At 60.9% G+C, this 14045-nt stretch carries 14 protein-coding genes; 6 read left to right on the top strand and 8 right to left on the bottom strand.

Annotated features, from left to right (window positions below; genetic code table 11):
• The first annotated feature begins 316 nt into the window (after positions 1-316).
• A complete protein-coding gene (locus ACRRSD_RS18735) occupies positions 317-1525 on the top strand; it encodes an MFS transporter (RefSeq protein WP_435034641.1) in 1209 nt (402 codons plus the stop codon).
• Here ACRRSD_RS18735 and cueR read toward each other — a convergent pair.
• From cueR to ACRRSD_RS18750, 3 genes are all read right to left on the bottom strand, one after another.
• Positions 1479-1892 (bottom strand): Cu(I)-responsive transcriptional regulator, encoded by a 414-nt coding sequence (gene cueR / locus ACRRSD_RS18740; protein ID WP_025111722.1) that lies wholly within the window; start codon positions 1890-1892, stop codon positions 1479-1481. The genes ACRRSD_RS18735 and cueR overlap by 47 nt on opposite strands.
• Entirely contained in the window at positions 1889-4282 is a 2394-nt protein-coding gene (locus tag ACRRSD_RS18745) for a heavy metal translocating P-type ATPase (protein ID WP_435034644.1), read from the bottom strand. Before ACRRSD_RS18745 ends, cueR begins: the two co-directional genes overlap by 4 nt.
• Before the next feature lie 195 nt (positions 4283-4477).
• Positions 4478-4861, bottom strand: coding sequence for a hypothetical protein (locus ACRRSD_RS18750; RefSeq protein ID WP_102901604.1), 384 nt, complete (start codon positions 4859-4861; stop codon positions 4478-4480).
• Positions 4862-5009: 148 nt separating this feature from the next.
• On the opposite strand from ACRRSD_RS18750, the gene ACRRSD_RS18755 reads away from it, so the two are divergent.
• Positions 5010-5207 (top strand): cation transporter, encoded by a 198-nt coding sequence (locus ACRRSD_RS18755; RefSeq protein ID WP_034154772.1) that lies wholly within the window; start codon positions 5010-5012, stop codon positions 5205-5207.
• A gap of 89 nt (positions 5208-5296) precedes the next feature.
• Positions 5297-6499 (top strand): multidrug effflux MFS transporter, encoded by a 1203-nt coding sequence (locus ACRRSD_RS18760; RefSeq protein ID WP_435034646.1) that lies wholly within the window; start codon positions 5297-5299, stop codon positions 6497-6499.
• A gap of 7 nt (positions 6500-6506) precedes the next feature.
• On the opposite strand, the gene ACRRSD_RS18765 is transcribed toward ACRRSD_RS18760, so the two are convergent.
• The 3 genes from ACRRSD_RS18765 to ACRRSD_RS18775 form a co-directional block, all read right to left on the bottom strand.
• Positions 6507-6680 (bottom strand): hypothetical protein, encoded by a 174-nt coding sequence (locus ACRRSD_RS18765; RefSeq protein ID WP_007914687.1) that lies wholly within the window; start codon positions 6678-6680, stop codon positions 6507-6509.
• A 160-nt stretch (positions 6681-6840) separates the two neighbouring features.
• A complete protein-coding gene (locus ACRRSD_RS18770; RefSeq protein WP_435034648.1) occupies positions 6841-7854 on the bottom strand; it encodes a zinc-binding alcohol dehydrogenase family protein in 1014 nt (337 codons plus the stop codon).
• Positions 7855-7886: 32 nt separating this feature from the next.
• Positions 7887-8180 carry a putative quinol monooxygenase gene (locus ACRRSD_RS18775; protein ID WP_435034649.1) on the bottom strand — a complete coding sequence of 98 codons (294 nt, stop codon included), beginning with the start codon at positions 8178-8180 and terminating at the stop codon, positions 7887-7889.
• Positions 8181-8299: 119 nt separating this feature from the next.
• Between ACRRSD_RS18775 and ACRRSD_RS18780 the strand changes: the two genes are divergently transcribed.
• From ACRRSD_RS18780 to ACRRSD_RS18790, 3 genes are all read left to right on the top strand, one after another.
• Entirely contained in the window at positions 8300-9229 is a 930-nt protein-coding gene (locus ACRRSD_RS18780; protein ID WP_435034650.1) for a LysR family transcriptional regulator, read from the top strand.
• 317 nt (positions 9230-9546) lie between these two features.
• Positions 9547-10281, top strand: a complete 735-nt coding sequence (locus tag ACRRSD_RS18785) for an ArsR/SmtB family transcription factor (RefSeq protein WP_038360695.1) — start codon at positions 9547-9549, stop codon at positions 10279-10281.
• Between the two features lie 138 nt (positions 10282-10419).
• Positions 10420-11802, top strand: a complete 1383-nt coding sequence (locus ACRRSD_RS18790) for an MFS transporter (protein WP_122606376.1) — start codon at positions 10420-10422, stop codon at positions 11800-11802.
• Between the two features lie 121 nt (positions 11803-11923).
• Here ACRRSD_RS18790 and ACRRSD_RS18795 read toward each other — a convergent pair whose 3' ends face one another.
• Both ACRRSD_RS18795 and ACRRSD_RS18800 read right to left on the bottom strand, forming a co-directional pair.
• Positions 11924-12877, bottom strand: coding sequence for an adenosine deaminase (locus tag ACRRSD_RS18795; protein WP_435034651.1), 954 nt, complete (start codon positions 12875-12877; stop codon positions 11924-11926).
• Positions 12878-12957: 80 nt separating this feature from the next.
• Positions 12958-13923: a 2-oxoglutarate and iron-dependent oxygenase domain-containing protein gene (locus tag ACRRSD_RS18800; RefSeq protein ID WP_435034652.1), complete on the bottom strand. Its 966-nt coding sequence runs from the start codon at positions 13921-13923 to the stop codon at positions 12958-12960.
• Between the last annotated feature and the right edge of the window lie 122 nt (positions 13924-14045).

The raw sequence follows: 14045 nt of genomic DNA on the forward strand, positions 1-14045 counted from the left end.
AGAAACCCGGCTTCGGCCGGGTTTTTTGTTTGAATCAGAAGCTCCCTCACCCCAGCCCTCTCCCGGAGGGAGAGGGGGCCGACCGAGGTGTGTTGAGTCATACATCGACCTGTAACACTGGGTCGATTATGGATTGGATGGGGTCAGCATTTGGACTTGTCTGATTCGGTAAAGAAATTTCAGGTCGGCGTATCTCCGCAGCATCCCCCAATCAGTCCCCTCTCCCTCTGGGAGAGGGTTAGGGTGAGGGCCTCTTTCGGATCAACGCAAATTCACGTCTACTGTCCACCGCTCCAGCCACACTCAAGGACTGAATGTGACCACCCCGCGCAACACCCACCTGATCGTCACTGCACGCCTGATCTCCGATTTCGGCGCCTTCCTCAACATGGTCGCGCTGGCCACCTACGTCTACCTGCTGAGCAACAGCGCCATGAGCGTCGGGATTTTCCTCGCCAGTCGTGTGGGCGGCGGGGTGTTTGCCAGTCTGATCGGCACTGCGTTCTACCGCCGTTGCAGCGGCCGCGCACCGTTGATCGCGTTCGACCTGCTGCGCGCCAGCGTGCTGGGTCTGTTATTGATTGTGCCCGTCAGCCAGCAGGCCATGCTGTTGCCGGTGATAGCGTTTGGTCTGGGTCTGGGCAATTCGATGTTCGCCATCGGCCTCAACAGTCAATTGCCGCGTTTGATCCCTGCGGATCAATTGCTCAAGGCCAACGCGTGGATCACCTCGGCTTCATCCGCCGCGATGGTCGGGGGCAGTCTGGTGTCGGGTTTGCTGGTCGCGGCTTTTGGCTTTGAAGCGGTGTTCGCCCTGAATGCGCTGACCTACCTGCTCGCGGCGTTGTTGATCGTGCCGCTGCGGTTCGCCCCCGCGACCGTAAACGAAGAACATGAACGCGGTGAATGGACAGCACTCAAGCAAGGCCTGCGCGCTGCACCGGTGATTGCCGCGATGCTGGCGGTGACCATGGCCGACACCTTGGGCAGCGCCGCACATAACGTCGGTTTTCCGATTATCTCCAAACTGCTCACGCCGGAGTCGGCGAGCACCACGCTGGGCCTGATGCTCGCGGTGTGGGCCAGCGGCAAACTGCTGGGGGCGCGAATCGCCAGTCGTCTCAAAGGCTCGGACAACATCAACCTCGAACGACGCTTTTTCTTCGGCGTTGCACTGATGTCCTGCGGCTTTATCCTGATGTTCCAGCAGCACAGCCTCTACGGTCTGCTGCTGTTTTCCTTGCCGGCAGGGCTGGGTGACGGCTTTTCCGAAGTCGGGCTGATGTCGCGTCTGCAACGCGAACCCGAGCAATTGCGCCTGCCGATTTTCAGCGTGCTGACCTTGTTGCAAATGACCGGGTTCGGTATCGGCATGCTCATCGCCGCGCCGTTCTACGCGTGGTGGACGCCGGGTGCCGTGGTCATGCTGTTCCACGGCATTCCCCTCGGCACATTGCTCACGATAAAGTTTTTGGCGCTCAAGCGCGGGCGGGTTGCGCGCAGCAGCCCGACGCCAGCTCCTTGAGAATCGGGCAGTCGGGACGGTGGTCGCCGTTACAGTGCTCGACGAGGTCTTGCAGGGTGTCGCGCAACTCGCCAAGTTCACGGATCTTCTGATTCAGCTCGTCGATGTGCTGGCGCGCCAATGCCTTCACATCAGCGCTGGCGCGCTGGCGGTCCTGCCACAGGGTCAGGAGTTTGCCGACCTCTTCCAGGGAAAAGCCCAAGTCCCGCGAGCGCTTGATGAATGCCAGTGTGTGCAGGTCATCGTCACCGTAGACCCGGTAACCGCTGTCGGTGCGATGGGCCGCTTTGAGCAGGCCGATCGACTCGTAGTAACGGATCATTTTCGCGCTGAGGCCACTGTGTCTGGCCGCTTGACCGATGTTCATCGGTGTTCCTCCAGGTCCTTGGGTTTCCAGGTTTTCAACAGTAGCGCATTGCTCACCACGCTGACGCTCGACAGCGCCATGGCTGCACCGGCCAACACCGGATTGAGGAGGCCAAGCGCTGCCAGCGGAATGCCGATCAGGTTGTAGACGAAGGCCCAGAACAGGTTCTGGCGGATCTTCGCGTAGGTCTTGCGGCTGATCTCCAGCGCCGCCGGCACCAGCCGTGGGTCGCCACGCATCAGGGTGATGCCCGCCGCGTGCATGGCCACGTCGGTGCCACCGCCCATGGCGATGCCGATGTCGGCAGCGGCCAGCGCCGGGGCGTCGTTGATGCCGTCACCGACCATGGCGACCACGCCGGTTTTTTTCAGCTCGGTGACGGTGGCGGCTTTGTCCGCTGGCAGCACTTCAGCGTGGACATTGCTGATGCCCAGGGCCTCGGCGACGACGCGAGCGCTGCCACGGTTGTCGCCGGTCAGCAGATGGCTGTGGATATCCCGGGCGGCAAGTTGCTGCACGGCTGCCAGTGCGCCGGGTTTCACGGTGTCACCGAAGGCAAACAAACCGAGCACTTTCGGTTCAGGACTTTGTTCGATTAACCACGACAGCGTACGGCCCTCGGCCTCCCATGCCTGGGCAGATTCGCTCAGGTTACCCGCGCTCAAGGCATTTTCTTCGAGCATCCGCCGATTGCCCAGCGCCAGACGTCGACCATCGAGACTGCCGGCGATGCCACGACCGGTCAGCGACTGGCTGTCGCTGATATCAGGCACGTTCAGGCCTCGCTCCGCTGCCGCATCCAGCACCGCTTTGGCCAACGGGTGTTCGCTGCCGCGTTGCAGGGCGCCGGCCAGCGTCAGCAGCATATTTTCATCACCATCGACGGCACTGAAATGGGCGATGCGCGGCATGCCGGAGGTCAGCGTGCCGGTCTTGTCGAACACCACGCTGCTGACTTCATGGGCACGTTCCAGGGCTTCGGCGTCCTTGATCAAAATGCCGTGGCGCGCCGCTACACCGGTGCCAGCCATGATCGCCGTTGGCGTGGCAAGACCCAATGCACACGGGCAAGCGATGACCAGAACAGCAACCGCATTGATCAGCGCAGTTTCGATCGGGGCGCCGTAGAGCCACCAGCCGATCAGTGTCGCCAAGGCAATCAGCAACACCGCCGGCACGAAGATCTGGCTGACTTTATCCACCAGTTTCTGGATCGGCGCTTTGGCGGCCTGAGCGTCCTCGACCAGACGAATGATCCGCGCGAGTACGGTTTCCGCACCGAGCGCCTGAGTGCGCACCAGCAAGCGGCCTTCGCCATTGATTGCGCCGCCGGTGACTTTGTCGCCCGGTTGTTTCGGCACCGGCAGGCTCTCGCCGCTGATCAGCGCTTCATCGGCGTGGCTCTGGCCTTCGATGACTTCGCCGTCGATCGGGAAACGTTCGCCGGGTTTGACCAACACCAGATCGTTCAGGCGCAACGCGCTGATGGCGATATCCTGCTCGCGGCCGTCGATCACTTGAATCGCCCGCTCCGGACGCAACGCTTCGAGGGCACGGATGGCGCTGGCGGTCTGGCGCTTGGCGCGGCTCTCCAGATATTTGCCGAGTAGCACCAAGGCGATAACCACTGCCGACGCTTCGAAATACAGGTGCGGCATGCGCCCGGCAGCGGTGGCCCATTCATAGAGGCTCAAGCCGTAACCGGCGCTGGTGCCGAGAGCGACCAGCAAGTCCATATTGCCGGCGCCGGCGCGCACCGCTTTCCACGCGGCGACATAGAAACGTGCACCGAAAATGAATTGCACCGGCGTGGCGAGGGCAAATTGCGCCCAGGCCGGGAGCATCCAGTGGATGCCGAACGGTTGCAGCAACATCGGCGCCACCAGCGGCAGGGCGAGGGCGATCGCGCAGATCAGTGCCCAACGTTCACGTTTGAGCTTGTGCTGCTGGTTATCGGTTTGTGGGTGTTCGGCGTGCCAGACGCTGGCTGAATAGCCGGCCTTGCTCACGGCGTCGAGCAGGGTTTGCGCATCGACTTGGCCGAGTAATTCGAGGTGGGCGCGTTCGTTGGCGAGATTGACGCTGACGCTTTTCACCCCGGCGACTTTATTCAGGGCACGCTCGACGCGACCGACGCACGAGGCGCAAGTCATGCCTTCGATAGTCAATTCGATGGTTTGCTGTGGGACGTTGTAACCGGCACGTTCGACCGCCGCCATCAACGCCGGCAGGCTGTTGCCGGGTGCCTGCACGCGGGCCTGCTCGGTGGCGAGGTTGACGCTGACGGCACTGGCACCGCTGACTTTGCTCAAGGCCCGCTCGACACGGCCGGCGCAGCTGGCGCAGGTCATGCCGGCAATCGGCAGGTCGAAAGTGATGGAATCGGACATCGGTCGTACTCCCTGTAGTAGATACCTACAAGGATCAACCTTGCCATGCGGGCAAGGTCAAGCGCCATTCTTTGATGCGCTGCAAAACAAACTGTGGGAGCGAGCCTGCTCGCGAAAGCGGCGGATCAGTCAACATCATCGTTGAATGACACACCGTATTCGCGAGCAGGCTCGCTCCCACAGGTCTGGATTTGCTTAATAGCCGAGATCGGCGCGCTTCAGGTACATGCCTTCCTGTGTCATCGCGATCCGGTACTTCTGCACATCGCCCGCCTGCAGTTTTATTTCCTGTGAACCCGGTGCGAGCAAGCCCGGATTACAACCCGGTACTTGCCCCGGCAGTAGTTTCAGACGTAGCGAAACAGTGCCAGGTGGCAAGTTGAAAGATGTGCTCTGTTCCTGAAACAGGCGTGCCGACAGCTGATCCTGGATATACACACCGATCTCGCAGGAGGTTGCCACTTCCAGACGCTCACGGGAGATGATCAGAACGCCGTAATCCTCACCGGCGGCTTGCACTTGAGGAACGGCGGCAAAGAGGCTGAGCAAGCCAAACAGGCTGAAAGCTGACCAGCGCATGGCTGAATCTCCTGAATTTAAGTCATTGATGCACGCAGCTTGGCCGAGCGCGGCGCCGATTGCCAGCCCGGCAGTTTATTGAAGAACTTGACCTTGTCATCGTGGCAAGCTCGAAACTGCCGGCAACCTCACTCAAAGGAGTCATTCCATGCAAGTGTTCAACGTTCAAGGCATGTCCTGCGGTCACTGCGTCAAAGCCATCACCAACGCGGTACAGGCCAAGGATCCGGCGGCCAGCGTGCGTGTCGACCTGGCCGCGAAAGAGGTCGGCGTCGAAAGTGCGCTGAGCGCCGAGCAGGTGATTGAGGTCATCAGCGAAGAAGGCTACGCAGTGAAACTCGTCTGAAGTTTTATAGTTAGCGAGCTATCGGAATGTTCAAGGCCTCCGGGCACGGCTAGACTGTCGGGCTGCCGACTTGCCAACCTGGATGCCTGATGAACTTCCGTACCATTCTGATTCTCGGTGCCTTGACCGCCTTCGGGCCCTTGGCCATCGACTTCTATTTACCCGCATTCCCTTCCATGGCGCTGGCGTTCGGCACCGACGAGAAACACGTGCAGATGACGCTGGCGGCGTATTTCGCCGGGTTGTCGATTGGCCAACTGGCTTACGGCCCGGTGGCGGATCGCTTTGGCCGACGCATCCCGTTGCTCGTCGGTCTGACGCTGTTCACTCTGGCATCACTGGCCTGCGCCTATGCGCCCAACCTGGAATGGCTGATCGGCGCACGTTTCGTCCAGGCACTCGGCGGCTGTGCGGGGATGGTGATTTCCCGGGCCGTGGTCAGTGACAAATGCGACGCGGTGGGTTCGGCGAAAGTCTTCTCGCAATTGATGCTGGTGATGGGCCTGGCACCGATTCTGGCGCCGATGCTCGGTGGCCTGCTGGTCAACACCACAGGCTGGCAGTCGATTTTCCTGGTGCTGACCGGGTTCAGTGCGCTGGCCGGATTGGCCGTGGCCCTGGGTCTGCCGGAAAGTATGCCGGCGCACATGCCGCGCCAGCCGTTGTCCGGTGCGCTGCGCCAGTACGGGCGTTTGCTCAAGGATCGGGTTTATCTCGGCCATGCCCTGACCGGTGGTATCGCCATTGCCGGTATGTTTGCCTACATCGCCGGTTCGCCGTTTATCTTCATCAAGTTGTATGGCGTGCCGGCCGAGCACTTCGGCTGGCTATTCGGCACCAACGCGGCGGGGTTCATTCTGGTGGCGCAGGTCAACGCGCGCTTGTTGGCCAAACGTGGCCCGGCGTTCCTGCTGTCGCGGGCGGTGTGGGTTTATTTCGGCGCCGGGCTGACGCTGCTCGCGGTCAGCGCGATGCACACCGAATCCTTGTGGCCGCTGCTGATTCCACTGTTTATCTGCGTGTCGAGCCTGGGCTGCATCAGCCCCAACGCCGCCGCCTGCGCGATGAACGGACAGGGCGCGCGCGCCGGCAGTGCCTCGGCACTGCTGGGCTGCATGCAATTCAGCGTCGCCGCTGGCGCTTCGGCGCTGGTGGGGGTGTTACACGACGGCACGGCTGTGCCGATGGCGATCGTCATCAGCATTTGCGGTTTGCTGGTGGTGTGCGTGGCGCTGCTCACCCGCCGTCTGCAGAATGCCCGGGCACTGGCTCAAGCTCAGGCCGAGGCATAAAACAACTTCAGCCGGCGGCGCGCTGCTGGCTGCGGTCGGGAATCTGATGGGGCGCGCAAAGTCGCGCTTCGAGGGTGCGAGTGAAGGCCAGTGCTTCGGCTTCACTGCGGAATGTCACGGCGTGTTGGTCCAGACGAACCTGCCATTGAGACTTTGCCACTTCTTTTATCAGGATCTTCATTGCTGACCTCCCTTGCGTAAAAGATGTATCGCAGAGGCTTCGATTGTAGACCTGAATACGATCGCAATTGTGACAACGGTCAAGCATCGGACTGACGGCAAAGAACAGCGCAGCCCCGCCGACCGCTCTAGGTCCGGCGAAGGCTGCTCTGTGCGGTTTTTTAGAAACCTTCTAAAACAATTTTCCCCTTGGCTTTGCCACTTTCCAGCAGCTCATGGGCGCGACGCAGGTTCGCCGCATTGATCGTACCGAAATGCTCGCCCACCGTGGTCTTCAACGTCCCGGCATCAATCAGATCCGCTACGCGATTGAGCAGTTTGTGCTGCTCGATCATGTCCGGCGTTTCGAACAGCGAGCGGGTGTACATGAACTCCCAGTGCAGCGACAGGCTCTTGCGTTTGAGTTTGCTCACGTCCAGCGACTTCGGATCGTCGATCAGTGCCAGTTTGCCTTGCGGCGCCAGCGCCTCGACCAATTGATCCAGATGTTGATCCGTCTGAGTCAGGCTGGCGACGTGGCTGACGCTGTCGATCCCGGCGCGCTTGAGTTCTTCGCTCAGCGGCTGGCTGTGATCGATGACCAGATCGGCGCCCAGTTCTTTGACCCAGTCGCGGGTCTGCTCGCGGGACGCAGTGCCGATCACCTTCAAACCGGTCAGTTGCCTGGCCAATTGCGTCAGGATCGAGCCAACCCCGCCAGCGGCACCGACGATCAGCAGGCTCTGGCCTTCATCGGTATTGCCTTCGCGGATTTGCAGGCGTTCGAACAACAGCTCCCAGGCGGTGATCGCGGTCAGCGGCAGCGCGGCGGCTTCGGCAAAACCAAGGGATTTCGGCATATGGCCGACGATACGTTCATCGACCACGTGCAGTTCACTGTTGCCGCCGGCACGGGCGATGGAGCCGGCGTAGAAGACTTTGTCGCCGGCCTTGAACAACGTCACTTCGCTGCCGACAGCCTTGACCACACCGGCGACGTCCCAGCCCAGCACCTTCGCTGCACCTTCTTCGGGAGCCACGTTCTGCCGCACTTTGGTGTCGACCGGATTAACCGAAATGGCTTTGACTTCCACCAGCACATCGCGCGGGCCGGCGACCGGCTCTGGCAGTTCGATGTCTTGCAGGGATTTTGCGTCGCTGATCGGCAGTGAAGCGTAATAGGCGATGGCTTTCATGAGTGGCTCCGTACAGGTAATAGAAGAAGGGGTCAGGCAATCGTGCCGAGGCGCTTGAGCTGAAAGTGTTCGATGGCGTGGCCAGCCGTTGCCTGGAAATGCTGGAAGTGCGCGCTGGCGTTGTGCGCCTCAAGAATCGCTTCGCTGGCCCAGTGTTCAATCACATAAAACACCTGCGGGTCGGCGAGGTCGCGATGCAAGTCGTACTGGCTGCACCCGGCTTCGGCACGGCTCGGCTCAACCAGTGCGTGCAGGCCCTGTTCGAGAAGGTCCTGTTGGCCCGGTTTGGCGATCAGGGTGGCAATAGCGGTGAATGGCTGGGACATGCTCGGCTCCAGAGAAGCGGGATGAATACGATGGAGAGATGATTGGCTATTTCTCTGCGAGATAAAACCGGCTAAAAGGGCAGTCTCTTTCAATATTTTTTTGATAATCGAGGCTGAGCATGCTGCGTTTCGACGACTTGCAGTTGTTTGTCCGGGCGGCGGACCTGGGCAGTTTGTCAGCAGCGGCGCGGGTGATGGACATGTCCGCGGCCGTGGCCAGTGCGGCGTTGAAACGGATCGAACAGCAACTCGGTGCGCGCTTGCTGGCCCGTTCGACCCGCAGCCTGCGGCTGACAGCCGAAGGCGAAGGCTTTCTCGAATACGCGCGGGCGGCGCTGAGCAATCTTGATGAAGGCCGGCGTTTGCTCGCCAGCGGGCAGGAACAGGTCAGCGGCGTTCTGCAGTTGTCGGCGCCCTCGGACTTCGGGCGCAATCTGCTGCTGCCATGGCTCGACGAGTTCCAGCGCGAGCACCCGAAGCTGACCGTGCGCTTGCTGCTTGGCGACCGCATCGCCGATTTGTTCCGTCAACCGGTGGACATCGCCTTGCGCTATGGCGAGCCAGAAGACTCGAGCCTGGTCGCTTTGCCCATCGCCCCGCAAAACCGCCGTGTGCTGTGTGCCTCCCCGGCGTACCTGGCCCGACACGGCGAGCCGCACCAGCTCGAACAACTGACTCAGCACAACTGCCTGCTGTACATGCTCGGCAGCCGGGTTCATGACCATTGGAGTTTTCATGACGGTAAACGTGAAGTCGGCCTCACCGTCAGTGGCGACCGTTTCAGCGATGACGCCGACGTTGTGCGCCTGTGGGCGCTCGCCGGTGCCGGAATTGCCTACAAGTCGTGGCTGGATGTGGGCGCCGATGTGCTCGCCGGGCGCCTCAAAGTGCTGCTGCCAGAGCTGCTCTGTGAGCGCGCACCGCTGAATTTGTTGTGCGCCCATCGCGCACAATTGAGTAAGCCGGTGAACCTTCTGAGGGAAATGCTCGCCAGCCGATGCGCTGATTTAAGTAGTCAATTTCCCGTTTTTCCGAAAGTTGATCATTAGTCGCAGGTAAATAGAGAAATTTCTCTCAGGAACAATCACCACCTGCGCAGGCCCCGGCGCGGGACGCGGGGGCTAACCCGCTTATACTAGCGCCCGCCTCATGCCAGCACCGACACCCCGGCCCGGAGACCCTCGCAGCGCGTCGCCAGTCTTCGAGTGACGGTCGCGCAACTGCTGCGGGTTCTGTGCCGGAGCAAGCTGCGTCAGTGGCTTGCCTCGCCCCGGTTCATGGCGATTTTCGCGTCTTGGCCGATGACTCATTACCGGCCAAGATGTCTCCGAGCAGTAGAAGATACGATTCAACAGGGAGTGAACACATGGAACATGCACCTTGCATCAGCCAGATCGCCACGTTGCTGGCCGACCCCAAGCGCAGCGCGATGATGTGGGCGTTGATGGATGGCTCGGCCCGGCAAACCGAGGAGCTTGCGCTATTGGCAGGGCTGTCGCCGTCGTCGGCCAGTGCGCACCTGGCGCGGCTATCGACGGGTGGTCTGTTGAAGGTCGAAGTCCGTGGTCGTAAACGTTTTTTCCGTCTCTCGGCACCGGAGGTCGGTGCGGCGATTGAAGCATTGGCCAGCGCCACTATCGCCAGTGCGCCGCGGGAAATTCCCGAGGTGTTCAAGCGCACCACCCCCATGGCCAAGCCGCAGACCGCACCGTCTTCGCTGTTGCGCGCGCGTTTTTGCGATGACCACCTCGGCGGTACGCTGGCGGCGGATCTGTATCAGCGGTTGCTCGATGCCGGCTGGATCGAGCAGCTTGAACAACGCGTCGTGGTGACCCACAAAGGCGCGAACCGCTTGGCTGGCCGTGGCGTGTTCATTCAGGCGCTGGCTCACCGCAACGTGCAGGTGGCGTGTGCATGCCCGGACTGGAGCGAACGTCGTCCGCACATGGGGGGCTCACTCGGCGCCGCACTGTTGCAGTTGTTCATGCAGTCCGGTTGGCTGACGCTACCGAACGACTCTCGGGCCTTGCAATTGACGGCCACCGGCCAACGGGAACTGCATCGATTCGCGAGGGAAACCGAGCTGGAAATGGCCTTGTAGAGCACTCGCAATCGACGCCCGCAACTGCCTCAGCGCTTCTGGCGTCGTCCACGACTGCGAACAGGTCGCATCCAGCACGAACGCCGAGGCGCTATCACGCACACTCGATCCGGGGACATTTCGGATGGGGGAGGCGGCATGGACACTCACGGTTACAGTGCGGCAGAACGCTTGGAACGACTGCCACTCAGCGGTTATCACCGGATCATTTTCATCATCATCGCACTGGCGTTTTTCTTCGACTCCATGGATCTGGCGATGATGACGTTCCTGCTTGGCTCGATCAAAGCCGAGTTCGGCCTGAGCAGTGCGCAAGCAGGACTGCTCGCCAGTTCGAGCTTTTTCGGTATGGTGCTGGGGGCGTCGCTGTCCGGCATGCTCGCCGATCGTTTCGGGCGCAAACCGGTGTTTCAGTGGAGCATCGTCTTGTGGGGTGTGGCCAGTTATCTGTGCTCGACGGCACAAACGGTCGAGACGCTGACGCTGTTTCGCATTCTGTTGGGGATTGGCATGGGCATGGAATTCCCGATCGCCCAATCGATGCTGTCCGAACTGATTCCAGCGCAACGCCGCGGGCGCTACATCGCATTGATGGACGGCTTCTGGCCGCTGGGTTTCGTTGCTGCCGGGGTGCTGTCCTACTTTCTGCTGCCACTGATTGGCTGGCGCGACATTTTTCTGGTGTTGGCGGTGCCGGCGGTGTTTGTGTTGGCGATCCGTTTTTTCATTCCCGAGTCACCGCGCTGGCTGGAACAGGCTGGAAGACATGAGGCGGCAGACAAGGTGTTGAACGGCATCGAGGCGCGGGTGCGTTCGTCGCTCGGCGGTGCAGCGTTGCCGGAACCGCTGCGCTTGCCGCGCACCGTGACGCCGCCCGGCGATTTCTTTGCCGCGCTCAAGCAGATCTGGTCGCCACAGTATCGTCAGCGCACGACGATGATCTGGAGTCTGTGGTTCTTTGCGCTACTCGGGTTTTATGGGCTGACGTCGTGGCTCAGCGCGTTGCTGCAACAGTCGGGTTTTGCCGTGACGCAGTCGGTGTATTACACGGTACTGATATCCCTGGGCGGGATTCCCGGATTTCTCATGGCGGCGTGGCTGGTCGAGCGCTGGGGGCGTAAGCCGGTGTGCATCGTCACGCTGCTCGGCGGCGGGGTGATGGCGTTTCTGTATGGGCAGAGTGCGGTGTTTGGCGGCAACGTGGCGCTGCTGATCGGCACCGGGCTGTTGATGCAGTTTTTCCTGTTCGGCATGTGGGCGGTGCTCTACACCTACACGCCGGAGTTGTATCCGACGTCGGCGCGGGCAACCGGATCGGGCTTTGCCTCGGCCATTGGCCGCGTGGGTTCGTTGCTCGGGCCGTTGGTGACCGGGCTGGTGTTCCCGATAACCGGGCAGGGCGGGGTGTTTGCGCTGGGCGCGGCGTGCTTTGCGATCGCGGCGGGGGTGGTCTGGCTGTTCGGGATGGAGACGCGGGGGAAAACCCTGGAAGAGCTGACTGAAGCAGAAGTTATTGGCTGAACCCTAAACCAACTGTGGGAGCGAGCTTGCTCGCGAAAGCGTTACATCAAACAACATCTTCGTTGAATGACACACCGCATTCGCGAGCAAGCTCGCTCCCACATTGGTCATGCGCTGCTGCTTATGGTTTTACCAGTCGCGCATCCAGGCTGTTCTGCGCCAGGCGCTTGGCCTGATCCTGGGTCATGCCCAAATGCTCATGCAGCGCGTAGAAGTTCTCGGTCACATAACCACCAAAGTAGGCCGGGTCATCGGAGTTCACCGTAACCTTCACGCCACGCTCAAGCATGTCGAGGATGTTGTGCTGCGACATGTGATCGAACACGCAAAGCTTGGTGTTCGACAGCGGGCACACGGTCAGCGGGATCTGCTCGTCGATGATCCGCTGCATCAGGCGTTCGTCTTCGATGGCGCGTACGCCATGGTCGATACGCTGGATTTTCAGCAGGTCGATGGCTTCCCAGATGTACTCCGGCGGGCCTTCTTCGCCAGCGTGGGCAACGGTCAGGAAGCCTTCGTGGCGGGCACGATCGAACACACGCTGGAACTTGCTCGGCGGGTGGCCCATCTCGGAGCTGTCCAGACCGACCGCGACAAACGCATCACGGAACGGCAGCGCCAGGTCGAGGGTTTTCTCGGCTTCTTCCTCACTCAAGTGGCGCAGGAAACTGAGAATCAAACCGCTGGTGATGCCCAGTTGCTGCTCGCCATCCTTCAATGCCGCGGCGATGCCGTTGAGCACCACTTCAAACGGGATGCCCCGGTCGGTGTGGGTCTGCGGATCGAAGAACGGTTCAGTGTGAATGACGTTCTGCGCCTTGCAGCGCAGCAGGTAGGCCCAGGTCAGGTCGTAGAAATCCTGTGAGGTGCGCAATACGTCCGCGCCCTGGTAATACAGGTCGAGGAATTCCTGCAGGTTGTTGAAGGCGTAAGCCTTGCGCAGGGTTTCCACATCGTTCCACGGCAGGGCGATCTTGTTGCGCTCGGCCAGGGCGAACAGCAGCTCAGGCTCCAGCGAGCCTTCCAGGTGCAGGTGCAGTTCGGCCTTGGGCAAGGCGTTGAGCCAATCGTACATATTCTTTTCTCATCAGGTGCAATGACGGCATTCTACAGATGCTCGTCGAAACAATTGGCAAAACCTGACCAAGCGATCCATCAAACGGCTTCCTGCTCGCGACGATAGGCGTAGGTATCGGCGAAGCGCGACAGCAGGAAATCGGCGCACGTGGTGGTCGGATATTTCGCCGGATGCTGTGCATCCTGACAACCGGGCAGGCATTCGATGCGCGTGTCCGGGTGTGGCTCGGCAAAGAACGGCATCGAGTAGCGATCTACGCCGAGCGGGCTGATCACCCGGTGCGGGGTCGAGCGATAATGGTCGTTGCTCCAGCGCGCCATCATGTCGCCGAGATTGACCACGAAGGTGCCATCGATTGGTGGCGCGTCAATCCATTCGCCTTTGACGTTTCTCACCTGCAGGCCGCCGGCGCTGTCCTGATAGAGCAGGGTGATGCAGCCGTAATCAGTGTGCGCGCCGGCGCCTTGCTGTTCGGTGGAGCTGGCGGTGTGGCGCGGTGGGTAATGGATCATGCGCAGGACGCTGACCGGATCAACGAAGCGGCTGTCGAAAAAGTCGCGTTCGATGTTCAGCGCGATAGTCATCGCCCGCAACAAGGTTTGCGCCAGGGCCTGCATATCGAGGTAGTGCTGCTCCATCAACTCAGCCCATCCGGTTTGCGCTGGATGACGGTTCGGCCCGCGCAACGGTTTTTCGGCGAGCACGTCCGGATGGTTGGCCGGCAGGTGCAGGCCCATGTCGAAGGTTTCTTTCAGGTCGCTGGGTTTGCTCGGGTCGAGTTGCTCGGTGGCGATGGCGCCGTAGCCGCGATGATGGCGGGTCTGGGTGATGTCGATCTTGAGTTTTTCCGCTGCGGGCAGCGCAAAAAAACGTTGAGTCTGATCGAGCACGGCGTCGATGCGCTGCGCTGAAATCGGGTGACCGTTGATGTAGAAAAAGCCCCATTCGCGGCAGGCCAGGTCGATCTGTTTTGCCACGGCAGGCCAGGCGTTTTCGTCGTCGCTATAGAGCGGGCTAATGTCGATGATCGGAAGCTGATCCATACACAATCCTTGAATACGCTGAGTTTCCAATGTGGGAGCGAGCCTGCTCGCGAGAGGGAGTGTCAGACAACATTTTTGTTTAATGACACACCGCTTTCGCGAGCAGGCTCGCTCCCACAGGG

Origin of the sequence: Pseudomonas neuropathica, assembly GCF_051174785.1 — a bacterium.
Taxonomy (GTDB): domain Bacteria; phylum Pseudomonadota; class Gammaproteobacteria; order Pseudomonadales; family Pseudomonadaceae; genus Aquipseudomonas; species Aquipseudomonas neuropathica_A.

What these genes read in the sequence shown, in the direction of transcription:
- ACRRSD_RS18790 (WP_122606376.1), top strand. Translation starts at nt 10,420, where the DNA reads ATGGACACTCACGGTTACAGTGCGGCAGAACGCTTGGAACGACTGCCA.
- ACRRSD_RS18795 (WP_435034651.1), bottom strand. Translation starts at nt 12,877, where the DNA reads ATGTACGATTGGCTCAACGCCTTGCCCAAGGCCGAACTGCACCTGCAC.
- ACRRSD_RS18800 (WP_435034652.1), bottom strand. Translation starts at nt 13,923, where the DNA reads ATGGATCAGCTTCCGATCATCGACATTAGCCCGCTCTATAGCGACGAC.
- ACRRSD_RS18770 (WP_435034648.1), bottom strand. Translation starts at nt 7,854, where the DNA reads ATGAAAGCCATCGCCTATTACGCTTCACTGCCGATCAGCGACGCAAAA.
- ACRRSD_RS18760 (WP_435034646.1), top strand. Translation starts at nt 5,297, where the DNA reads ATGAACTTCCGTACCATTCTGATTCTCGGTGCCTTGACCGCCTTCGGG.
- ACRRSD_RS18775 (WP_435034649.1), bottom strand. Translation starts at nt 8,180, where the DNA reads ATGTCCCAGCCATTCACCGCTATTGCCACCCTGATCGCCAAACCGGGC.
- ACRRSD_RS18780 (WP_435034650.1), top strand. Translation starts at nt 8,300, where the DNA reads ATGCTGCGTTTCGACGACTTGCAGTTGTTTGTCCGGGCGGCGGACCTG.
- cueR (WP_025111722.1), bottom strand. Translation starts at nt 1,892, where the DNA reads ATGAACATCGGTCAAGCGGCCAGACACAGTGGCCTCAGCGCGAAAATG.
- ACRRSD_RS18755 (WP_034154772.1), top strand. Translation starts at nt 5,010, where the DNA reads ATGCAAGTGTTCAACGTTCAAGGCATGTCCTGCGGTCACTGCGTCAAA.
- ACRRSD_RS18765 (WP_007914687.1), bottom strand. Translation starts at nt 6,680, where the DNA reads ATGAAGATCCTGATAAAAGAAGTGGCAAAGTCTCAATGGCAGGTTCGT.
- ACRRSD_RS18785 (WP_038360695.1), top strand. Translation starts at nt 9,547, where the DNA reads ATGGAACATGCACCTTGCATCAGCCAGATCGCCACGTTGCTGGCCGAC.
- ACRRSD_RS18745 (WP_435034644.1), bottom strand. Translation starts at nt 4,282, where the DNA reads ATGTCCGATTCCATCACTTTCGACCTGCCGATTGCCGGCATGACCTGC.
- ACRRSD_RS18750 (WP_102901604.1), bottom strand. Translation starts at nt 4,861, where the DNA reads ATGCGCTGGTCAGCTTTCAGCCTGTTTGGCTTGCTCAGCCTCTTTGCC.